The sequence below is a fragment of the Glycomyces artemisiae genome, from assembly GCF_003002955.1.
GTDB classification, from domain to species: Bacteria; Actinomycetota; Actinomycetes; order Mycobacteriales; family Micromonosporaceae; genus Glycomyces; species Glycomyces artemisiae.
Genome location: NZ_PVTJ01000011.1, coordinates 1 through 21,060 on the forward strand (window position 1 = coordinate 1; position 21,060 = coordinate 21,060).

Here is a 21,060-nt window from a genome sequence, read left to right on the forward strand (position 1 = left end):
CAAGATCCTGGCCCTGCGCTACTTCGGCGACATGACCCAGACGCAGATCGCCCACGAGGTCGGCATCTCGCAGATGCACGTCTCCCGACTGCTGAGCCGCACCCTCGGCGGACTCAGAGAGGAACTCGCCGAGACCATGGAGACCTGACGGCGACAGGGACCGCCGACCGCATCGCGACGCTTGCCCCGGAGTGCCCGAAGCCATAGCATGAGGTCGGCGATATCCCTTCTGCCGTAAGGAGATCCATGACCCTCCACAGAGTAATCGGAGCGAGGCGACGGGGCCGGTTCGCGATGCTCGGCCTGGCCGCGGCGAGCCTCCTGGCGGTCGCCGCGGTCACCGTCCCGGCCCATGCCGAGAACGCGGACGCCGCGTTCCAGGTCGGCGTCACCCACGAGCGCCTCAGCGCCGACTGGTGGGGCGAGGAGCAGGCCGTGGAGGACGCGCGGGAGATCCTGAGCAGCGTCGGCCCCCTGCAGAACCAGCACCTCATGGGCTTCGGCGCCGAGAACCCCTGGCCCGACCCGGATTCGAGCGCCCGCGAGTGGGGCAGCCTCGACGAGCGCATGGACCTCATCGAAGCGACCGAGGGCGTCCCGGTCATGACCCTCTGCTGCGCGCCCGGCTGGATGACCCCCTCCGGCGAGGACTGGCCCGAGCACTACGAGGCGCCGCAGCCGGAGTTCTACGACGAGTACGCGCAGCTGTCGGCCGAGGCCGCCGCGAAGTACCCGCAGGTCAAGTACTTCCAGGTGTGGAACGAGTTCAAGGGCTTCTGGAACGACGACCTCAACCGGTGGGACTACGAGGGCTACACCGAGCTGTACAACCTGGTGTACGCCGCCGTCAAGGAGGTGCGGCCCGACGCCCTGATCGGCGGGCCGTACGTGTCGCTCAACAGCTTCCAGGACTGCGCCCACGACTGCTCGGACCTCCAGGGCGCCTGGGGCACCGCGGACCAGCGCGACCTCGACGCGATGGAGTACTGGCTCGCGAACGCCGACGGCGCCGAGTTCTTCACCGTCGACGCGTGGTCGTCCACGAACGACGGCTACCACCCGGGGACGGCGGGCACGTACGAGAAGTTCCGCGACGTCACCGAGTGGATCACCGCGCGCACCGACCTGCCGGTGTGGTGGTCGGAGTTCTACGCGCCCGCGTCGGCCGCCGACGAGTCGAGCTCGGTGGCGCTCATGCGCGCCGCGATCGAGGGCATGCGCGACGGCGGCGCCGCGGTGGCGCTGCTGTGGAGTCCCGAGTGCCAGTCGGAGCTGCCGTGCCTGTGGACGCCCACGAGCGAGGAGGGCGGCGGGCAGCCCACCGAGTACGTGCCGCTCATCCAGGAGTTCTCAGCGCGCTAATCGAACACGGACCGGCCCCGCGCTTCCCGGCGCGGGGCCGTTTTCCTTACGGCGCTTCGGCAGCCGCGACGGCGACGGCCACGCCGTCGAGGAGGAGATCGAGGCCGAATGCGAAGTCCTGCTCGCCGGTGTCCTCCCCCGTGTCCTCCAGGAGCCCGCCGCTGAAGAGCGCGGCGGCGTCGGGAAAGCGCTCGGGGTCGACCAGGCGGGCCATCGCGTGCCCGTACTCGCGCTCGGCGGCGGCCTGGTCCAGGCCGGTGCCCTCGCGTCCGCGCGCGAGGGACTGGGCGAGCTGCGCGGCGCTGAGGACGTAGCCGCTGACGATCATGATCGCGCCGACTTTCGCGCCCCAGTCGAGGCGGGTCGGGCGCATCGTGCGGAGCCCGGCGTCGAACCAGTCGATCCCGTTGGGGCCGTTCGGCGGTCCCGAGGGCTGGACCTCCGTGAGCCAGGGATGGGCGTCGAGGACGGCCAGCTGCTCGACCGCCCACAGCCGCAACCGCTCGCGCCACGGGCCGGTGCCCGCGAGGGACGCGGGGACGGGGCCCTGGGCGGCGTCTCGCATGAGGTCGAGGAGCTCGTCCTTGGAGCCGACGTGGCGGTAGAGCGACATCTTGGTCACGTCGAGGGCCTCGGCCACGCGCGGGAGGGTCACGGCCGCAATGCCTTCGCGGTCGGCCAGGGCCACGGCGGCGTCGACGACCGTGCCGACGTCGAGCCGGGCCGGGCGGCCCCGCTTCGCATCAGGTGTGATGCGCCACAGCCGCGCCAGCTCCTGCGGCACGCGCTCCTGGTCCATGGCCTGGCCGACCTCCGTTCTGCTCGCGGGGATGCGGGGGGCCATCATCGCACACCCTATTAGTGTCCCTCATATAGTATCCTTCAGACACTAACTCGATCCACCGAACGAAGGAATCGACATGACCACCCCGACCGCCACCGCCCCGCCCGCGCGGCCCGGCACCGCCCGCGGCCCCGTCCGCCAGGGCGAGCGGGCCCTCGCGCCCGACCTCGCCCGCGGCGCCATGCTCCTGCTCATCGCCCTCGCCAACAGCGCCGGGTACTTCCTCGCCAGCGCCCCCGGCGTCGAGCTGCACCCGCAGGGCTTCGAGCGCGTCTACAACCTCCTCATGGTCGAGCTCGTGCACGCCCGCGCGTTCCCGCTGTTCGCCCTCCTCTTCGGCTACGGCCTGGTGCAGCTCTCGCGCCGCCAGGAGCAGTCCGGGGCTTCGCCGCGGCAGGTGCGGAACGTGCTGCTGCGCCGCGGCGCGGCGCTGTTCCTCTTCGGCGCCGTGCACGGCGTGCTGCTCTACTCCGGGGACTTCCTCGGCGCGTACGGCCTCATCTGCATCCTCTTCACGCTCCTGCTGCTCCAGCGCTCGGAGCGCGTGCACCGCTTCGCGCCCTGGTACCTCGCGGTCGGCGGCGCGTACACGCTCGTCCTCGCGGCGCTGGCCCTCGCGGGCCTGGCGGGCGGCGGCAGCGGCGCGGCGATCCCGGTGTCCCCGTTCCCGTCCGCGACGGCGGCCACGTACCTCTCCTCGCTCGCCGAGCGGGCGGCCGAGTGGCCGGTGCACACGCTGACGGTGCTGCCGATGATCCTCATGGTGTGGGTGGGCGCGTGGGCCGCGCGCCACCGCATCCTCGAAGCGCCGCAGGAGCACCTGGCGCTGCTGCGCACCGTCGCGGTCGGCGGCCTCGCGGCGGCGCTGGCGGGCGGCCTGCCGATGGCGCTGCTGACGGCGGGCGCGATCGACATGGACGAGGCGACGGCCGGGTCGGCGAAGATGCTGTACGAGACGACCGGGTTCTTCGGCGGCCTCGGGTACGCGGCGATCTTCGGGCTGATCGCGTACGCGCTGCGCCGCAAGGAGAAGCAGGGGGTCATCGTCACGGCGGTGTCGTCGCTCGGGCAGCGGTCGCTGACGGGGTACCTGTTCCAGTCGGTGGCGTGGCTGGCGCTGGCGGCGCCGTTCGGGCTGGCGCTCGCGGAGCGCTCCGGGAGTCCGCTGCTGGTGTCGGGGCTGTGCGCGGTCCTGGTGTGGGCGTTGACGGTGGTCGCGGCCGACGTGATGCGAAGGCTGCGGTACCGGGGTCCGGCGGAGATGCTACTGCGGCGGATGGTCTACGCCCGCAAGGCGGGCGAGCGCTGATCGCCCGCCCCTGACGAAGGTCGGGGCCCGCCGGTCGGCAGGCCCCGACCTTCGTCAGGGGCGGCTTCGGTCGTTCGACAGATGCGGGGCCAGTCGCGCCCTCCGTAGCCTCGACCGCGGAGACACCACACGCATCGGAGGCGAGCATGAACACCACGGAATGGATCCGCGGCCACGCCGGGCCCCTCGGGGACCCGGGGCCGATCGTCGCGGCGGCGAAGGCGGCCTCGGTGGTCGGCATCGGCGAGAACACCCGCGAGGCGGCCGAGATCGACCGGTGCCGGGTCGGCATTATTAAAGCGCTGGTCGAGGAGGCGGGGTACCGGATCATCGTGATCCCCGACAGCGCGAACGTCGCCGAGCGGATGGACGCGTACGTGCTCGGGCGGCGCTCGGACCTGGACGAGGTGGTGCGGTCGGGCTGGCTGCCGAACCGCACCGAGTCGACGGCGGAGCTGCTGTCGTGGGTGCGGGCGTTCAACGGGCGCCGGGACGTGTCGCCGGTGCGGTTCGCGGGCAACGGTCCCGCGCAGGCCGAGCCGGAGGACTACGACCGGGTGGTCGCGGCGGTCGACGCCGGGACGGCGGCGGCGCTGCGGGAGCGGTACGAGGTCATCAGGACCGCGCACGACTTCAACGAGCACCTCCAGATCCATCAGGGGGTGCATCCGGGCCGCCCGTTCGCGGAGCTCGCGGGCGAGGCGCTGGAGCTGGTGCGGGCGGCGGCGCCCGGGCAGGGCACCGTGGACCTGGCCGAGCGGATCGTCTCGTTCCATGCGAACTCGGTGGCGGCGAAGCACGACTTCGCGGCGACGTCGAGGGGCATCGCCGAGCGGATCGCGAAGGCGCACGAGGAGTCCGGGCGGAAGGTCGTCTACTTCGACGGCTTCGCACTGACCGGGGTGGTGCCCGATGCGGAGGTCGCGCTGAAGGCGGGCACCCGGTTCGCGACGGCCGGGAGCCTGCTGCGGGAGCGGTTCGGCGACGGGTACGTGTCGGTCCTTCTGGCGTTCGGGCACGGGGTGATCCGCGGCGGCATGCGCATCCCCGAACCGCGAGAGGGCCTGGTGGAGCGGGCGCTGTTCGACAGCGGCGTCGACGGGGCGCTGCTGCCGCTGCGGGAGGACGGCTGGCCGGGCGGCCCGGTGCGGCTGCGGATCATCGCGGGGGTCTACGACCCGGCCGCGGACGGCGATCACTCGATGGAGATCCCGGACCTGGCCGGGGCGGTGGACTATCTGGGGTTCGTCCGGACGATCACGCAGACGCGGCCGCTGCCGGGCGTGGTGGACGGTGTGACCGCCGGAGAAGGGAGGTCGTGACCACTGGGAATGGACTGTCGGATCTGGGAGACCGGAAGGGAGGGAAAGGGTTCGGCCCCGGGATGACAGGGGTCTTGTCCCCCGTGCGAGCTACGCGGAATTGTCAACTTCGCGGGGATTCGGGCGGGCGTGCCGGTCCGTAGCGTTCAGGGCAGCCGCGGCGCCCCCGCCGCGGATCTGCGAAGGAGTGCTCATGAGACTGGTATGGCAGCTCTTGGCGGTCGCGCTGATCGCCTTCCTCGGCGGGCAGGGGCTGAACGCCACCGACGGGAGTCCGTGGCTGCAACTGGCGATCGGCCTGGCGACCGCGGTGGTCGCGGTGGTCGTGTACCGGTGGGTGGTCGCGAAGACCGAGCGGCGCACGGTCGTCGAACTCGGGCGGCCGCGCGCGGTCGGCGGGACGGCGCTGGGGACGCTGCTGGGTGTGGCGATGTTCGGGTTCGTCATCGCGAACATCGCGTTCCTCGGGCACTACACGGTGGACGGCCTCGGGTCGCCCGAGGGCGCGATCGGGCTGGTCGGGTTCATGGCCGCGGCGGCCGTCACTGAGGAGCTGCTGTACCGCGGGGTGCTGCTGCGGATCGTCGAGGGCTGGTTCGGGACGTGGATCGCGCTCGGCTCCACGAGCGTCCTGTTCGGCCTGTCGCACCTGCTCAACCCGAACGCGACCCTGTGGGGCGCCATCGCGATCGCGATCGAGGCGGGCGGGATGCTCGGCGCGGCCTACATCGCCACGCGGCGCCTGTGGCTGCCGATCGGTCTCCACTTCGGATGGAATATCGCGGCCTCGGCGATCTTCAGCACCGAGGTCTCGGGGAACGGGACCCCGCAGGGGCTCCTGGACGCCGCGACCTCCGGCCCGATCGCGATCAGCGGGGGCGACTTCGGCCCCGAGGGCAGCGGGTACGCGGTGTTCGCGGGCACGGTGCTCACCATCGTGTTCCTGTGGATCGCGAAGCGCCGCGGCACCATCGTGCCGACGCGCCGCCGCGACCGCGCCCAGGCCGCCGCCGCTACACTGCCCCGGTGATGCGTTCCCTCCCGGACCGGTGGCGCCGCCTCGACGTCGCGGTCCGGGACCTCCCCCTCGGGCTGCTGCTGGCGGCCCTGTCGTTCCTCCCGGTGCTCCGCGGCCACGAGACGCAGGTCGGCGACCTGCCGGGCCGGCCGCTCGACACGCTCGGGTTCGCGATCCTCGCGCTCGAATGCCTGCCCCTCGCTCTGCGCAGGCGCCTGCCGGGCGTGAGCCTCGGGCTGGTCGCGCTCGGGTTCGTCCTCGCGTCGCTCGGGAGCTACCACACGGTCGCGGGCACGGCCCTGGCGATCGCGCTGCTGAGCGCGGGCGCGCATCTAGAGCGGTTCCGGCGCACCGCGATCGGCGTCCTCACGGTCGTCTACGTGGCCCTGGCGTTCGCGCTCGCGGGGCTCGGGTCGACCGAGGGCGTCGGCGGGTTCGCGACGTTCTACGTGATGCTGGCGGTGACGTGGGGCGTCGGGGCGTGGCTGCGGTCGACGCGGGCGGCCGAGGCCGAGCGGCGCCGCCATGTCGCGGCGGAGACGCGGGCCGCGGAGCGGACGCGGATCGCGCGGGAGCTCCACGACGTGGTCACGCACCACGTGACCGCGATGGTCGTGCAGGCGGAGGCGGCCCGGTACCTCACGGCCGCACCGGAACGCCTCGACCAGGCGCTCGAAGCGGTCGGCGAGACCGGCCGACGCGCCGTCACCGACCTGCGGCACCTCCTCGACCTCCTCGAACCGGGCCGCGGGGCCGAGCCGCGCACGCCGCCCGTGGGCAGGCTCCTCACGCTCGTGGAGCAGACGCGGCAGGCCGGGCAGCCGGTCGAGTTCACCGAGGAGGGCACGCCCGCGGCGTCCACCGGCAGCGCCGACCTCGTCGCGTACCGGATCGTCCAAGAGGGATTGACGAACGCGCTCAAGCACGCCCGCAGCAGCCCGACGCGGGTCCTGGTGCGCCACCGGGACAGCGACATCACGGTGGAGGTGGCGACGGGCCGGTCCGGTTCGGGCCCGGCCGCGCAAGGCTCCGGGCGGGGCCTGGCGGGGCTGCGGGAGCGGGTGGACCTGCTCGGCGGGGACTTCGACGCGGGCGAGACCGAGGGCGGGTTCGCGATCCGGGCGCGCATCCCGGCAAGGGGGGCTTCGTGACCGCGCCGATCCGGGTCCTCGTGTGCGACGACCAGATGCTCATCCGCACCGGCCTGGTCACGATCATCGACGCGCAGCTGGACCTGGCGGTCGCGGGCGAGTGCGGCGACGGGCAGTCCGCTGTGGACCTGGCGCGGCGGCTGCGGCCCGACGTGGTCCTCATGGACGTGCGCATGCCCGTGCTCGACGGCATCGAGGCGACCAGGCTCCTCGCGGGCGCGGCGGTCGAGGACCCGGTCAAGGTCCTCGTGGTGACCACGTTCAACCTCGACGAGTACGTGTACGAGGCCCTGCGTGCGGGCGCGAGCGGATTCCTCCTCAAGGACGCCCCGCCCGCCCAACTGCTGCAAGGCATCCGGACCGTCGCCACTGGCGCGGCCCTCCTCGACCCGGAGGTGACCCGCGCGCTCGTCGGCAGGTACGCGGCCCGCATCCGCCCCGCAGGCGGGCCCGCGGACCTCCCGCTGACTCCGCGCGAGCTGGAGGTGCTGCGGCTCATCGCCGACGGCCGCTCCAACAGCGAGATCGCCGCGGCCCTGGTCATCAGCCCCGAGACGGTGAAGACGTTCGTCTCCCGCATCCTCGCCAAGCTCGGCCTGCGCGACCGCGTGCAGGCCGTGGTCTACGCCTACCGGCACGGCCTCGCCGCCTGAGGCGGCTACCAGCGGATGTGGATCGGGGTCAGCGGCGGCCCTTCGGCGAGGAGGCGGCGCACCAGGTCGGCGAGGCCGCGCGGGAGGATGCGCGCCGGGGCGGCGTCCATGGCGTCGGGGTCGAGCCACGCGTGCGGCGTGGCCGCCGGGGTGCGGGCGGCGTCGGTGCGCAGCAGGAAGAACACGTCGTCGGCGGCGACGAACTCGCCCGTGGCGATCCGCTGCTGGAGGCTGTAGCAGGTGGCGACCGGAGTGCCGAGTTCGCTTGGAGCCGTCTGGAAATCGAGTTCCTCGGCGAGTTCGCGGGCGGCGGCCTCGGCGGGGGTCTCGCCGGGTTCGATCGCGCCGCCGGGAGTGTGGAAGTAGCGGTCGCCGACGTCGCGGATCTTCGCGGGCCGGTCCAGGAGCAGCACGCGGCCGTGGTGGTCGAGGAGCACGGCGCGGGCGGTCTTGCGGCGGATCGTCCTGCGCGCGGTCTCGACGGCCGCGCTGTCGTCCAGGGCGCCGTCTTCCAAGGCGCGGTCCGGTGCGGGTTCGGCCGCGGTCGGTCGCGGCACTTCTGCGATGGTCATGGGACTCAGCGTAAACGCGGTGTCCGACATGCGCTTGTTCGAACCGCGGCGTCCGATTGCGCGGGGTCCGCGACACGCGGCGCGCGGCGGCCCTCGATGGACCGTCCGGCGTAGCCTGTGCTGTCGAGCACCGTCCCGTCCGGAAAGGCCGATCCATGAGCGAGTTCCTGCTGTCGGTGTTCGGCGTCGCGTTCAACACCGCGGCGGTCGCATACGTCGCGACCCGGCTGCTCGACGTGCGGTACACGCTGTGGCGCCTGGTCGTGGTCTCGGTGTGCGGCTACGGCGTCATGCAGTACGGGCTCCTCCCGTCCCTCCTGGCGCCCTTCCGGTTCCGCGAGCCCACCGCGGAGGAGATGCCCGGGACGTTCGCGGTGTGGGTCCTCGCGCTCGTCACCGCGCCCGTGATCGCGATGATCCTGCTGGTGATCTGGGAGGCCGTGATCCCCACGGGCGCGGTGCCGCCCGCGCGCACCTGGTTCAAGGGCCTGCGCACCCGGACGCGGCGCACCCGCCGGTACCTCCAGATCCTCGCCATCGCGGCCCGCCACGGCCTCATCGGACTGCTGCGCGGGCGGCGCCTCTCGGCCCAGGACGCCGAGATGGCGCGGGCGCTGCGGCGCGCGCTCGACGACGCCGGCGTCACGTTCGTGAAGCTCGGGCAGATCCTCTCGACCCGCCGCGACCTCCTTCCGGCCGTGTACATCGCGGAGCTGTCGAAGCTCCAGGACCAGGCCGCGCCGGTCCCCGGGACGAGCGCCGTGCGCCTGGTCGAGGCCGCCGCGGGGGCGCCGATCGGCGAGGTGTTCGCGGAGTTCGACCCCGAACCCGTTGCGGCGGCGTCGATCGCGCAGGTCCACACCGCGGTCCTCCACGGCGGCGAGGCCGTCGTGGTGAAGGTGCGGCGGCCCGGCGCTGACGTCACCGTGGAGCGCGACCTCGACATCATCCGGCGCCTCGCGCGCAGTCTCGACCGCCACACTTCCTGGGGCCGTTCGATGGACGTGCTCGGGCTGGCCGCCGGGTTCGCCGAGGCGCTCCGCGAGGAGGTCGACTTCACCGTGGAGGCCCGCAACCTCGCGCAGGTCGCCGCCGCGCACGACCGGCGGCAGGCGGAGGTGCGGGTGCCGCGGCCCCACGCGGACCTGTCGGACGAGCAGGTGCTCGTCATGGAGCGCCTGCCGGGCGTCCCGCTCGCTTCTGCGTCGCTCGCGGACCGGGGCCTCGACGGGCGCGTGCTGGCCGCCGCGCTGCTGCGGGAGCTGCTCGACGAGATCATGGTCGACGGGATCTTCCACGCCGACCCGCACCCGGGGAACCTCATGCTCCTGGACGACGACCGGATCGGCCTCATCGACTACGGGTCGGTCGGGCGCCTCGACCGGGAGCTGCGCTCCTCGTTCGAGGCGATCCTCCAGGCCGTCGACCGCCAGGACGGGCCCGCGCTCGCCGACGCCCTCGTCGGCGTCTCCAGCCGCCCCGACGAGCTCGACCAGACCGGGTTCGAGCGGGCCCTCGGCTCGTTCATGGCCCGCCACCTCGTGCCCGGCGCGGCCCCCGGCATCCGCATGTTCACCGAGCTGTTCCGCATCATCGCCAAGTACCGCATCGTGATCCCGCCCGAGCTCGCCGCCGTCTTCCGCACGCTCGCCACCCTCGAAGGGTGCCTCACCGCGATCGATCCGGGCTTCGACCTCATCGCCGAGGCCCGCGACGTCGGCCAGCGCTACGCCGAGCGGCGCCTGCGGCCCGCCGCGGTGCAGGACCTCGTCATCGAGGAGGTCCACGACCTGCTCCCGGTGCTGCGGAAGCTCCCCCGCCGGTTCGACCGGCTCCTGGCGTCCGTCGAGTCGGGGCAGCTGTCGGTGAACTTCCGGCTCTTCGCGAAGTCGGAGGACCGCCGCACGGTGACCGCGTGGCTGCACCAGGTGCTCCTGACCGTCCTCGCGGCGGCGTCGGGGGTCATGGCGGTCATGCTGCTGGGCAACGAGTCCGGGCCGATGCTGACCGCGACGTTCACCCTGTTCCAGTTCTTCGGGCTCTCGCTGCTGCTCATCGCGTCGGTGATGGCGCTGCGGGTGCTGGCGGACATCTTCACGAAGCGCTCGGGGCGCGAGTAGGGCGCCGTCGCGGCCGCGCCCGCCGCCACCGGTCGGACCGCGTGCGGCTCAACGCCCTTCGACGTCGAGGATGCCGCGCCGGAAGCCCGCCGCCACCGCCGCGGCCCGGTCGTTCACGCCGAGCTTCGCGTAGAGGTGCAGCAGGTGGGTCTTCACCGTCGCCTCGCTGAGGAACAGCCGCTTCGCGGCCTCCCGGTTCGTGGCGCCGTCGGCGACGAGTTTGAGGATCTCGATCTCCCTGTCGCTCAACGCTTCCTGGGGCGCGCGGACCTGGCTCATCAGCCGCGTCGCCACCGCCGGGGCCAGCACCGCCTCGCCCCGGGCCGCGGCGCGGACGGCCCGCACCAGGTCGTCGCGGCCGGTGTCCTTGAGCAGGTAGCCCGTCGCCCCCGCCTCGATCGCCGGCCGCACGTCCCCCTCGGTGTCGTACGTCGTCAGGACCAGCACCCGGGCGGGCACGCCGGCCTTCGCCAGCTCCCGGATCGCCTCGACCCCGCCCATGACCGGCATCCGCAGGTCCATGAGGATCACGTCCGGTGCCAGGGCCTTCGCCATCGCCACGGCCTCGGCGCCGTTCGCGGCCTCGCCGAGCACGTCGAAGCCCGGTTCGGAGGCGAACACGCCTCGGAAGCCGTCGCGGACGATAGGGTGGTCGTCGGCGATGAGGAGTCGGATGGCGCCGCTCATGCGGTGGTCCCTTCGCGTGCGGTGGCGGGCAGGGTCGCCGAGACGGCCGTCCCCTCGCCCGGGGCCGATTCGATCACGAACTCGCCGCCGAGGCGCTCCACCCGGCGGCGCATCGAGGTGAGGCCGAACCCGCCGGCCTCGGCGACCCGCGCGGGGTCGAACCCGGCGCCGTCGTCGAGCACGTCGAGCGCCACCACTTCGTCTATATAGGACAGCGTGACCGCGGCGCGGCTCGCGTCCGAGTACTTCGCGGCGTTCGCCAGCGCCTCCTGCGCCACCCGCAGCAGCGCGGCCTCGACCTCGGGGTGCAGCGGGCGCACCGTGCCGGTGGCCGCGCACTCGGCCGGGACGCCGTGCAGCTCCGACCACGCCTGGACGACGGCCTCCAGAGCGTCGGGCAGGGCCGCGGCCTCCAACTGCGCGGGCACGACCGCGTGGACGGTCCGGCGCGCCTCGGCCAGGCCCTCGCGGGCCAGCCGCATGGCCTTGCCCGACCGCTCCTCCCAGTCCGCGGGGCGTTTCACCGCTTCCAGCTGCGCGATGATCCCGGTGAAGCCCTGCGCGAGCGTGTCGTGGATCTCCGCGGCGATGCGCTGGCGCTCGTCCATGATCCCGGCCTCGCGGGCCTGGACGAGAAGCTGCGCGTGGAGCCCGGCGTTCTCGGCGAGCGCGGCTTCGAGCCGGTCGACGGTGCGCTTGCGCTCGGCGCTGCGCTCGGCCGTGACGTCCCCGACGAAGCTGAACAGGCCGACCAGGGCCGTGATCGCCGCCGTGAACAGCAGGCAGACCAGGAGCTCGGCAGCGGTGCCGGGCAGCCCGAGGTAGGCCGGGACGCTGACGGCGGCGGTGAGCGCGACTCCGGCGAACCGCTGGTGTCCCTTGAGGAACCGCCACGAGTGCAGGTAGCCGGTGAACCCGAAGAACGCCGTGAACCAGATCGCGCAGGCGCCGAGCGCGGCGATGAAGCCGACCAGGACCGCGATGTAGACCCGGCCGGGGAGGCGGCCCGCGGCGAACCGCACCCAGGCCGCCGCGGCGGCGGCGAGGCCGAGGACGGCGGCCCGGTCGCCGGGCGCCGCGTCCTCGGCGGACCAGTACAGGACCGCGGCGATCACGAGGAGCACGTAGGGCGCCAGGCGCACCTGCGCCTCAAGCCGCCGTTCCCAGCGGTCGAGGCGTCCGGCGTCCGTCATGACTACTCCCAGCGGAAGGCGCGCGCCGCGACGGCGCTGATGACCACGGTGTAGGCGGCGAGCAGGAGGAGGGGCAGGGGGTCGGGGGCCTGGCCCGTCCACGCCAGGCCGAGGCCGGTGCGGAACGCGCCGAGCGGGGTGTACTCGCCGATCCGCGCCAGGCTAGCAGGCATCTGGCCGGCCGGCTGGATGAGTCCGGCCAGATAAGCCATGGGGAAGTAGAGCAGGACGCCGATCCCGTTGGCAGCCCTGCCGGTCGGGGCGAGGGCGGCGATGAGCAGGCCGACGGCGAACATCGCGGCGGTGCCGAGGGCGAACACGAGCGCGACGGGCGCGAACCCGGTCGGCAGCGCCAGGCCGAGCACGCCGCCGGCGACGGCGAGCTGGAGCGCGGTCGCGGCCGCGAGGAGGACCACTTGGAGGAGCATCTGCACGGTGAGAAGGTTCCCGGGCCGCACGGGCGTGGTCGACATGCGGCGCAGGATGCCGCGCTCGCGGTAGGAGGCGAGGGTGGTGGGCAGCAGGTAGAGGCCGATGAGGGCGACGGCGATGGCCATGCCCATGGGCAGCAGGACCGTGTCGGTCGCGTCGGCGGAGGCGCCGAAGACGACGAGGAAGAACAGGGGGATGAGGACGCTGACGAGGGAGCCGGGTTCGCGCACGAGGAGTTTGGTCTCGACGGCGGCGAGTTTCGCGAAGGCGGTCATGGCACTGGTTCCTTTGGGGAGGTTAGCGGTCGAGGGGGCGGCCGGTGAGGGCGATGAAGGCGTCTTCGAGGGAGCGCCGGTCGATGCGCAGGTCGGTGACGAGCACGTGGTTGCGGGCGAGGGCGCCGGTGACTGCGGTGGCGAAGTCGCCGGTGCCGGTCACGGTGAAGCGGTCGCCGTCGCGTTCGGCGCCGGTGACGCCGGGGACGGCGGCGACGATCGCGGCCGGGTCCTCGGCCCCGCTGTGGAGCGTGAACCGCATCTGCTGCGGCCCGCCGGCGCGGTCGACGAGCCCGGCGGGGGTGTCGAGGGCGACCACGGTGCCGCGGTCGATGACGGCGACGCGGTCGCACAGCTCCTCGACCTCGTCCATGTAGTGGCTCACCAGGACCGTGGTGACGCCGCTGTCGCGGACGCGCTTGACGAGTTCCCAGGTGGAGCGCCGCGCCTGCGGGTCGAGGCCCGTGGTGAGCTCGTCGAGGAACGCGACCTCGGGGTTCCCGACGAGGGCGAGCGCGATGAACAGGCGCTGCTTCTGGCCGCCCGAGAGCTTGCCGAACCTGGCGTTCCGCAGCTCGGCGAGGCCCCACTCCTCCATGAGGGCGCGCCAGTCCCTGGGCCGCGTGTAGAAGGAGGCGTAGAGGTCGAGGGCCTCCCAGACCTTGAGGTTGTCGGGGAGCTGGGTCTGCTGGAGCTGGACGCCGATCGCCTCGCGGACGGCCCTGGCGTCGCGGCGGGGGTCGAGGCCGAGGACGCTGACGGTGCCGGCGTCGAAGCGGCGCAGGCCCTCGACGCATTCGACGGTGGTGGTCTTGCCGGCGCCGTTGGGGCCGAGGATGCCGAACACCTCGCCGGGCTCGACGCTGAACGAGATCCCGTCGAGGACGGTGCGTCCGCCGTAGGACTTCCGGAGGCCGGTGACTTCGATGATTGCCATGCCTCAAGCCTCATCGAGGGCGGGCCTCGCGGCATCGACTCGCGGGCCGCTTCCGGCGCGCCGACCTCCGTACCCGGGAATACCCGATCGGTTGATGACGGCGGCCCCTCCCGCGGACGGGAGCGGCCGGCCGGGCGGGGCGTCACCAGTTGTCGTTCTTGACGTCGTGCGGGGCGGGGTCGCCCTTGCCTTGTTCCACGAGCGCCTTGAGGCTCAGGAGGAACACGGCCCACTTGGTGGAGCAGTGGTGCATGAACTCGACGGGCTCGGCCCAGCCCTCGTGCTTGAACAGGAGGACCGCCCAGCCGTCCTCGTCGCGCAGGTCCCAGTGGACGCGGGTGCCGATCCACTCGGGGGTCCCGCCGACCACCTCCCAGATGACCCGCTTGCCGGGCTCGGATTCGATGACGCGCATGTCGAAGCCGCCGTCGGGGAAGCGGAAGGCGATCACGCCCCCGGGCGCGGTGTCGCCGGTGGTGTCCTCGGTCCACCAGCCGCGCAGGCCGTCGATCGTGGCGAGGGCCTCGTAGACGTCGTCGGCGGTGCGGCCTTCGGCGGCGATGCGGTGCAGGATGTCGACCATGGTGTTACTCCTTTTCGGTGCGTTCGGTCTCGGTGTCGGGTTCGCCGGTGCGCTGGATGGTCTCGGCGATGCGCTTGATGCGGTCGAGTCGCGAGTCCCATGCGGAGCCCACGGCGTTGAGCTGGGCGACGGCGCGCGCAAGCTGCGCTTCGTCGACGCGGTAGCGGCGTTCGCGGCCCGCGGCGGCGCCGTGCACCAGGCCGGCCTTGTCGAGGACGGCGAGGTGCTTGGCGACGGCCTGGCGGGTCACCGGGAGCTGCTCGCTGAGGCTGGTGGCGGTGCCGGAGCCCTCGGCGAGGAGCCGGTCGATCATGCGGCGGCGGGTCGGGTCGCCGACCGCCGACCACAGGTCGTCGTCGACGCGGGTGCTCATCGGGCGGCCTTCGCGGCGGCCGCGGGCAGCCGCGGGACGAAGAAGTCCCAGCCCCGGACGTGGGCCGCGTACTCCTCGGCGATGACGGCCTCGGTCCAGCCGCGCTCGCGGAACCCGGTCTCGGTCATGCGCAGGAGCGTCCCGGCGCCGACGGGTTCGAGCTCGAACGTGACGAGGAACGAGTTCCCCTTCGCGGCCTCCTCCCCTTCGGCGTGCGTCCACCGGAACGCGAACATCCGCGGCGGGTCGGCGTCGACCACGGTGAACTGCTCCCACTGGACCGTCCCGTCCGCCTCCCGGAACCCGATCCGCCCGGCCTTGCCGGGGACGGGCTCGTACTGGGCCTCGTCGGGCCACCAGTCCTTCACGTGCTCGGGGTCGCTCACCACCTGGAAGACGACCTCCGGCGCCGCGTCGATCCGGATCTCGCGCTCGATCGTCCCGAATTCCTCGTTCATGTCCCTCTCCTAACGCGCAACCTTTGGTTGCTTTTAAAGTTAGCAGGGATCCGCGCAACGCGCAACGTTTTGTTGCATGTTTTCGGGCGGGATTACTTCCGCGGGTGGTCCGCAGTGCACCAGACCTCGGCGTCGGCGATGAACGCGCTGGACATCGGTCCGTCCTCGTCCACCCGCGGCCCGCCGGGCAGCGGCTCGCCGCCGACGGCGATCACCGCCTCGCGGCACGGGATCCAGACCGTCGAGAGGATATGCGGGACCCCGCCCAGGTCGTAGTCGTCCTTGCGGGTCAGGTACCGCTCGATCGGCCCGGAGATCGCGACCGACACGTCGTCGGCCGCGGCCGTCAGACCCGTGGCGAGGTCGAGGTCGAAGGACACCTCGGCCGTCGTGAACTCCGGCTCCGACCAGGCGATGTCCCCGGTCAACTTGATGTACCGGTTGAACTCCGTCCCCAGCCAGCGCCCCAGCTCCGGGTCGGGCCCGATGATCCGAACCCGGCCGGGCACGGCGAGCACCAGCGCGCGCCCGGGGCCGCGCACCGACCAGTCCACCCGCCACACCGAGGCGTACGCGACCGCCCGCCCGCCCGCCGTCGAACACCGTCGCGCACGGGTTGGCGCCCATGAGAAGCAGGGTCATGGGGCCACGATAGACCGGGCGACCGGCCAGCACGCGCCCGCTTCAGTAGGGTGGCCGTTGTGGCGAATGAATCGATGCGGCAGAACTGGACCGACGGGGCCGCCTGGTGGGTGAAGAACGAGGCGGTGTTCGACGCGGTGTTCGCGCCGGTGACCGCCGCGATCATGGAGCGGGCGCGGCCGGAGGCCTGGCAGCGGGTGCTCGACGTGGGCTGCGGGAGCGGGACGCTGCTGGAGCGGAGCGTCGCGGCCGGGGCTTCGGCTGCGGGCGTTGACATCTCGGAGGGGATGGCCGCGGCGGCGAGGCGGCGCGTGCCCGAAGCGGCCGTGGTCGTCGCCGACGCGCAGACCGCCGACCTCCTCGCCGAACTCCCCGGCGACCCGTTCGACCTGGTCGTCTCCCGGTTCGGGGTCATGTTCTTCGACGACCCCGAGGCCGCGTTCGCGAACATGCGCAAGGCGACCGCGCCCGGCGCGCGGCTCGTGTTCGCGTGCTGGCGGAGCGCGGCCGAGAACCCGATGTTCGGCATGGGGTCGAGCGTCCTCACCGCGCGGCTCGACCCGCCGCCCGGGCCCGAGGAGCCCGGCGCGCCCGGGCCGACCGCGTTCGCCGACCGCGAGCGGCTCGCCGCGATCCTCGAAGACGCCGGATGGGCGCCGCGGATCGAGGCGTTCGACTTCACGGTCGACTACGGCTACAACGGGACCGACGGCGTCGAGGAGCGGCTCACGAGCGTCGAGAGCGGCGGCGTCGGGCGCATGGCCCGCGAGCAGCTGCTCCCCCGCCTCGGCGAGGACGGCTGGGCCGCGCTCCTCGACGAGGTCCGCGCCGAGCTGCGGCGCCACCTCGTGGACGGCGTGCTGCGCTTCCCCGGCGCCGTCTGGCTGGTCGACGCCGCCGACCCCGACTGAACCCGCGATGAGAGCCGAACCCCTTGAGCACCGATAGATCCACGTGGCTCGCCGTCGCGGCCCTCGTCGGCGCGGCCCTGTTCTGGGCCGGGAACTACGTGATCGGCCAGCGCGCCGTCGAGGCGATCGACCCGCTCAGCCTGGTGCTGCTGCGCTGGGCGCTCGCGTTCGCGCCGCTGCTGGTGATCGCGCAGCTCGTGGAGCGGCCGCGCTGGCGGGAGGTCGCGCGGGCGTGGCCGTGGCTGCTCGCGCTGAGCGCCTTCGGGATCGTGGGCTACAACCTGCCGCTGTACGCGGCGCTGGAGCACACCGACGCGTTCAGCGCGTCGCTGGTGAACGCGTTCAATCCGGCGCTCATCACGCTCGCGGCGGCGGTGTTCCTGCGCGAGCGGCTGACGCCGCTGTCGGTGGGCGGGGTGATCATCGCGCTCGCGGGGGTGCTCGTGGTGCTCTCCGACGGGGACCTGGGGTCGCTGTTCCACGGTGGGTTCGGGACCGGCGAGCTGCTCATGCTGGTGGCGATCACGGCGTGGACGGCGTACACGATCCTGGGGCGGCGGGCGCCGCGGCTGCCGCCGGTGACGTCGACGGCCGTGCAGTCGGGGGTCGCGGTGGTCGTGCTGGCGCCGTTCAGCCTCGCGTCGGGCGGGCCGGCATGGCCGGAGACGGGGGCGGCGCTGGGGTCGCTCGTGTTCATCGTGGTGTTCCCGTCGGTGCTGTCGTACCTGCTGTGGAACCATGCGCTGACGGTGGTCCCGCCGGGCCGGGCGGGCGTGTTCCTCAACCTGATCACGGTGTTCACGGCGGTGTTCACGATCCTCGCGGGCGAGCCGTGGACGGCGGCGCAGGTGGTGGGCGGCGCGGTCGTCATCGGCGGCGTGGTGCTCACCAACTGGAAGGCGTTCCGCGGGACCGGGGCGGACCCCGGTCCCGCCGCGGGTCGCTACTCGGGCTCGCCGGGCATCGCGGAGGGGTCGAAGGCGAGGAGCTCCCACGAGTGACCGTCGGGGTCGTCGACGGCGCGGTTGTAGAGCCAGCCCATGTCCTGGGCGGGGCGCGGCTCGGCGCCGCCCGCGGCGAGCGCGGCCTCGACGAGCCGGTCGACCTCCGCTTTGGACTCGACGCTGAGGGCGTTGATGACCTCGACCGGGCCGGAGGCGATCTCGCGCTTGGTGAACCCGGAGAACTGCTCGTGGGTCATGAGCTGCAAGGCGATCGCGTCGCTGAGGACGACCTGCGCGGAGGTCTCGTCGGTGAACTGCGGGTTGAGGGTGCCGCCGAGGGCGAGGTAGAACGCCTTGGACGCTTCGAGGTCGGCGGCGGGGAGGTTGAGGTAGATCTGGGTGAACGCCATGACGGCCTCCTTGACTCGTTTCTGCCGGTCGTTCCGGCCTGATACGAATCTAAGGCCGCACCTGGGCGCCCGTCTTGTACAGAAGCGACAGCATCTCGTCGGGGTCGGGCTTCTGGAGCTGGGTGGCCTTGCGGCCGACGAAGCGGGCCATGGACCGGGCGAGGTGGGGCTGGTCGTGGTAGCCGACGAGGTGGACGACGTCGGATGCGGCAGTGCCCGCCTGGAGGAGCATCGCGGCCTGGCGGGCGCGCTCGATCTGGCGGATCGCGCCCTGGGTGAGGCCGGTGGCGGCGGCGACGCGGCGCTGCACGGACCGGGGCGTGACCAGCAGGGGCGTGTCCCCGGCGAGGACGTCGGCGACGAGCGGGTCGCGCACGAGGAGCCCGGCGCGGACGAGCCGTTCGGCGAAGGTCTCGGCGTTCCCGTAGGCGGGGATCTCCCATTCGGCGCCTTCGAGGACGAACGTGCGGTCGGTGGCGTGCGGGCTGTCGACGCTGGTGTCGACGAGGGCGCCGACGGGGAGGTTTCGCAGGTGGGCGCCGTGGCTGAAGATCATGCCGATGGCGCCGTCCATGCCGCCGCCCATGGGGACGACGGTGGGGCGGGTCTCGGGGCCGCGCACGGACACGCTGGTGACGCCCTCGGCGGTCCACGCGATGAGCTCCCAGTTGGAGTTCGCGACGGACACCATGCGGGCGGGCGCGGGCGCGCCGGGTTCCACCCGGTAGACGCGCTCGACGTACGGGGAGTCCGAGGGCCGGTGTTCGAGCCCGGGGATCGGCGGGTCCTGAGCCACGCCCCCGATGCTACCGGCGTTCGTCAGCTCCCGTTGATGCGCGAGGCGGCGGTCAGGTCGAGGAGCCACTGCGGGACCTCGGAGTCCGGGAAGCCGCCCGCGAGCGCCTCCAGCTCGTCGTGCTCGACGGACCCGCCGCCGCGCTTGAGGAAGCGGGTGCGCACGTACGCCTGGGCGTAGAGGGTGTCGCCGGAGCGGAACGTCTGCTCGATGTAGCCCCAGCGGTCGTCGAAGCCGAGCACGCGGGTGTGGACCTCGAACCGCTGCCACGGCTGGAGGGACTTGCGGTACGTGATCGTCTGCCCGGCGACGACCGGGTACCAGCCCGCGTCCCGCATCTTCTTGAGGAACCCGGCGCGGTGCATGAGGTCGAGGCGGCCCACGTCCATGATCGTCAGGTACCGGCCGTTGGTCATGTGCCCCAAGGGGTCGAGGTCGGTGGGAACGACGCGGAACGGCGTCACGGCGGTGTCCCACAGCCCGATCGGCCCCCGGCGGCGGGCGCGCAGCCACAGGTTCAGCAGCCGGAAGTACAGGTTCACGAGCGCACCGCCGTCGAGAGGAGGACCGATAAGTTACCCGAGGGTAGCAAAGCTAGATCGCACGGTCGCCCCAGGCGGCGGACTCGCCCGCCGGGGCGACGGCCTGCGGGACCTGCCACGGGTTGTCGTCGCGCAGGGCCGGCGGCAGGGCCTCGGCGGGGGCGTTCTGGTAGGCGACGGCGCGCACGAAGCGCTTGATCGCGGCGGTGCCGACGCTGGTGCCGCCGGAGGTGGTGGCGGGCCAGGGGCCGCCGTGCTGCATCGCGGGGGTGACGGCGACGCCGGTGGGCCAGCCGTCGAACAGGACGCGGCCCGCGCGGCGGGCGGCGGTGCGGACGAGGGCGGTGACGTCGTCGCCGTCGGCCCGGTGGACCGCGACGGTGAGCTCCCCTTCGAAGAGGGTGTCGAGCAGTTCGGCGTAGTCGGTGCCTTCCGGGGACTCGACGAGGATCGTCAGGGGGCCGAAGCACTCCCCCAGGAGCGCGTCCGGGTGGGGCCGGAAGTCCGCGAGCGGGACGGCCGCGATCGTGGGCGTGACCCAGCCCTGGCCGTCCTCGTCGACGCGGACCGAGCCGGGGGCGACGAGGCGCACGCCCGCGGCCGAGAGGATCGCCTCGCGGCGGTGGAGGTAGCCGTCGGCGATGCGCGGGTCGAGCATCCGCTGCTCCTCGGCCGCGACGGCGGCCGTGATCTCCTTGTCGAGGCCGTGGTCGGCGGGGAGGAACACCAGGCCGGGCTTGGTGCACAGCTGCCCGGCGGAGCCGCCGACGCTCGCGGCGAGGCCCGCGGCGAACTCGGGGCCGCGCTCGGCGATGGCCGCGGGGGTCGCGAAGACCGGGTTGACGGAGCCGAGCTCGCCGTAGAACGGGATCGGCGCGGGGCGCGCGGCGGCGATGTCGGCGAGGAGGCGGCCCGCGCGCAGCGACCCGGTGAAGGACGCGGCCTTCACCAAGGGGTGCTTCAGCATCGCAGTGCCCTCGTCCTGGCCTTCGATGAGCTGCAAGGTGCCCGCGGGCAGCCCGGCGGCGTCGAGGGCCGCGGCGCCGACCTCGGCGGTGCGGCGCGACAGGCGCGGGTGGCCGGGGTGGGCCTTGACGATGACGGGGTTGCCCGCGGCGAGCGCCGAGGCGGTGTCGCCCCCGGCGACGGAGAACGCGAACGGGAAGTTCCCGGCCGCGAAGTTGAGGACCGGGCCGATCGGCTCGTTGCCGCTGCGCACGTCGGGGCGCGGCCCGAGCGCGAACTCCGGGTCGGCGCGGTCGATCCGCACGTCCAGATACGCGCCGTCCAGGATCGTGTCGGCGAACAGCCGCAGCTGCACGGCGGTGCGCTTGAGCTCGCCGCGCAGGCGGGCCTCGGCGAGCCCGGTCTCCTCCATCGCCAGCGCGATGAGCTCCTCGGCGTTCGCGGTGAGCGCGTCGGCGAAGACCACCAGGGCCTTGGCGCGCACGGCAGGCGGGACGTCGGCGAGCGCGCGGGCGGCCGCGTCGGCGGTCTGGGCGACAGTGTCGATGCTGGTCGTCATC

General features: G+C 73.1%; 24 protein-coding genes. 10 read left to right on the forward strand and 14 right to left on the reverse strand.

Annotated features, from left to right (window positions below):
* Both B0I28_RS22900 and B0I28_RS22905 read left to right on the forward strand, forming a co-directional pair.
* Window positions 1-148, forward strand: a 148-nt coding sequence (locus tag B0I28_RS22900; RefSeq protein ID WP_342761239.1) for a sigma factor-like helix-turn-helix DNA-binding protein, incomplete at its 5' end; no start/stop codon positions are given.
* A gap of 98 nt (window positions 149-246) precedes the next feature.
* Window positions 247-1,362: a glycoside hydrolase family protein gene (locus B0I28_RS22905; protein WP_146148209.1), complete on the forward strand. Its 1,116-nt coding sequence runs from the start codon at window positions 247-249 to the stop codon at window positions 1,360-1,362.
* A 46-nt stretch (window positions 1,363-1,408) separates the two neighbouring features.
* Here the strand turns inward: B0I28_RS22905 and B0I28_RS22910 are convergent, their stop codons facing one another.
* Window positions 1,409-2,206 (reverse strand): TetR/AcrR family transcriptional regulator, encoded by a 798-nt coding sequence (locus tag B0I28_RS22910; RefSeq protein WP_219926939.1) that lies wholly within the window; start codon window positions 2,204-2,206, stop codon window positions 1,409-1,411.
* A 76-nt stretch (window positions 2,207-2,282) separates the two neighbouring features.
* Here B0I28_RS22910 and B0I28_RS22915 point away from each other — a divergent pair, with 76 nt between their 5' ends.
* The 5 genes from B0I28_RS22915 to B0I28_RS22935 all read left to right on the forward strand — a co-directional run bounded on the left by B0I28_RS22915 (window position 2,283) and on the right by B0I28_RS22935 (window position 7,659).
* Window positions 2,283-3,515, forward strand: a complete 1,233-nt coding sequence (locus tag B0I28_RS22915; protein ID WP_106366191.1) for a DUF418 domain-containing protein — start codon at window positions 2,283-2,285, stop codon at window positions 3,513-3,515.
* Between the two features lie 146 nt (window positions 3,516-3,661).
* Entirely contained in the window at window positions 3,662-4,837 is a 1,176-nt protein-coding gene (locus B0I28_RS22920) for an erythromycin esterase family protein (protein WP_106366192.1), read from the forward strand.
* 193 nt (window positions 4,838-5,030) lie between these two features.
* Complete coding sequence (locus B0I28_RS22925) at window positions 5,031-5,867, forward strand: CPBP family intramembrane glutamic endopeptidase (RefSeq protein WP_106366193.1); 837 nt, start codon at window positions 5,031-5,033, stop codon at window positions 5,865-5,867.
* Window positions 5,867-7,006, forward strand: coding sequence for a sensor histidine kinase (locus tag B0I28_RS22930; protein WP_106366194.1), 1,140 nt, complete (start codon window positions 5,867-5,869; stop codon window positions 7,004-7,006). The genes B0I28_RS22925 and B0I28_RS22930 overlap by 1 nt, the downstream gene beginning before the upstream one ends.
* Window positions 7,003-7,659, forward strand: a complete 657-nt coding sequence (locus B0I28_RS22935; RefSeq protein ID WP_106366195.1) for a response regulator — start codon at window positions 7,003-7,005, stop codon at window positions 7,657-7,659. The genes B0I28_RS22930 and B0I28_RS22935 overlap by 4 nt, the downstream gene beginning before the upstream one ends.
* 5 nt (window positions 7,660-7,664) lie before the next feature.
* On the opposite strand, the gene B0I28_RS22940 is transcribed toward B0I28_RS22935, so the two are convergent.
* Window positions 7,665-8,231 (reverse strand): NUDIX domain-containing protein, encoded by a 567-nt coding sequence (locus tag B0I28_RS22940; protein WP_106366196.1) that lies wholly within the window; start codon window positions 8,229-8,231, stop codon window positions 7,665-7,667.
* A gap of 155 nt (window positions 8,232-8,386) precedes the next feature.
* Between B0I28_RS22940 and B0I28_RS22945 the strand changes: the two genes are divergently transcribed.
* On the forward strand, window positions 8,387-10,351 hold the full coding sequence (locus B0I28_RS22945) for an ABC1 kinase family protein (protein WP_106366197.1): 1,965 nt from the start codon (window positions 8,387-8,389) through the stop codon (window positions 10,349-10,351).
* 48 nt (window positions 10,352-10,399) lie between these two features.
* Here the strand turns inward: B0I28_RS22945 and B0I28_RS22950 are convergent, their stop codons facing one another.
* The 8 genes from B0I28_RS22950 to B0I28_RS22985 form a co-directional block, all read right to left on the reverse strand.
* A complete protein-coding gene (locus tag B0I28_RS22950; protein WP_106366198.1) occupies window positions 10,400-11,038 on the reverse strand; it encodes a response regulator in 639 nt (212 codons plus the stop codon).
* Window positions 11,035-12,231, reverse strand: coding sequence for a sensor histidine kinase (locus tag B0I28_RS22955; protein ID WP_106366199.1), 1,197 nt, complete (start codon window positions 12,229-12,231; stop codon window positions 11,035-11,037). The genes B0I28_RS22950 and B0I28_RS22955 overlap by 4 nt, the downstream gene beginning before the upstream one ends.
* 2 nt (window positions 12,232-12,233) lie before the next feature.
* Window positions 12,234-12,938: an ABC transporter permease gene (locus tag B0I28_RS22960; protein ID WP_106366200.1), complete on the reverse strand. Its 705-nt coding sequence runs from the start codon at window positions 12,936-12,938 to the stop codon at window positions 12,234-12,236.
* Window positions 12,939-12,960: 22 nt separating this feature from the next.
* On the reverse strand, window positions 12,961-13,875 hold the full coding sequence (locus B0I28_RS22965; RefSeq protein WP_106366201.1) for an ABC transporter ATP-binding protein: 915 nt from the start codon (window positions 13,873-13,875) through the stop codon (window positions 12,961-12,963).
* A gap of 142 nt (window positions 13,876-14,017) precedes the next feature.
* Entirely contained in the window at window positions 14,018-14,458 is a 441-nt protein-coding gene (locus B0I28_RS22970) for an SRPBCC family protein (protein ID WP_106366202.1), read from the reverse strand.
* 4 nt (window positions 14,459-14,462) lie between these two features.
* Complete coding sequence (locus B0I28_RS22975; RefSeq protein ID WP_106366203.1) at window positions 14,463-14,831, reverse strand: ArsR/SmtB family transcription factor; 369 nt, start codon at window positions 14,829-14,831, stop codon at window positions 14,463-14,465.
* Window positions 14,828-15,289: an SRPBCC domain-containing protein gene (locus tag B0I28_RS22980; protein ID WP_106366204.1), complete on the reverse strand. Its 462-nt coding sequence runs from the start codon at window positions 15,287-15,289 to the stop codon at window positions 14,828-14,830. The genes B0I28_RS22975 and B0I28_RS22980 overlap by 4 nt, the downstream gene beginning before the upstream one ends.
* A gap of 92 nt (window positions 15,290-15,381) precedes the next feature.
* Window positions 15,382-15,843: a hypothetical protein gene (locus B0I28_RS22985; RefSeq protein WP_106366205.1), complete on the reverse strand. Its 462-nt coding sequence runs from the start codon at window positions 15,841-15,843 to the stop codon at window positions 15,382-15,384.
* A gap of 147 nt (window positions 15,844-15,990) precedes the next feature.
* Between B0I28_RS22985 and B0I28_RS22990 the strand changes: the two genes are divergently transcribed.
* Window positions 15,991-16,842, forward strand: coding sequence for a class I SAM-dependent methyltransferase (locus B0I28_RS22990; protein WP_219926940.1), 852 nt, complete (start codon window positions 15,991-15,993; stop codon window positions 16,840-16,842).
* Between the two features lie 23 nt (window positions 16,843-16,865).
* On the forward strand, window positions 16,866-17,843 hold the full coding sequence (locus B0I28_RS22995) for a DMT family transporter (RefSeq protein WP_106366207.1): 978 nt from the start codon (window positions 16,866-16,868) through the stop codon (window positions 17,841-17,843).
* Here the strand turns inward: B0I28_RS22995 and B0I28_RS23000 are convergent.
* Genes B0I28_RS23000 through B0I28_RS23015 form a run of 4 tightly spaced genes read right to left on the reverse strand, consistent with a single transcriptional unit; the run spans window position 17,786 to window position 21,059 of the window.
* Window positions 17,786-18,196: a VOC family protein gene (locus tag B0I28_RS23000; protein WP_106366208.1), complete on the reverse strand. Its 411-nt coding sequence runs from the start codon at window positions 18,194-18,196 to the stop codon at window positions 17,786-17,788. The genes B0I28_RS22995 and B0I28_RS23000 overlap by 58 nt on opposite strands.
* Before the next feature lie 49 nt (window positions 18,197-18,245).
* On the reverse strand, window positions 18,246-18,992 hold the full coding sequence (locus tag B0I28_RS23005) for a helix-turn-helix domain-containing protein (protein ID WP_219926941.1): 747 nt from the start codon (window positions 18,990-18,992) through the stop codon (window positions 18,246-18,248).
* A 23-nt stretch (window positions 18,993-19,015) separates the two neighbouring features.
* Window positions 19,016-19,534 carry an acyl-CoA thioesterase gene (locus tag B0I28_RS23010; protein WP_106366209.1) on the reverse strand — a complete coding sequence of 173 codons (519 nt, stop codon included), beginning with the start codon at window positions 19,532-19,534 and terminating at the stop codon, window positions 19,016-19,018.
* A 52-nt stretch (window positions 19,535-19,586) separates the two neighbouring features.
* On the reverse strand, window positions 19,587-21,059 hold the full coding sequence (locus tag B0I28_RS23015; protein WP_106366210.1) for an aldehyde dehydrogenase (NADP(+)): 1,473 nt from the start codon (window positions 21,057-21,059) through the stop codon (window positions 19,587-19,589).
* Window position 21,060 lies beyond the last annotated feature (1 nt).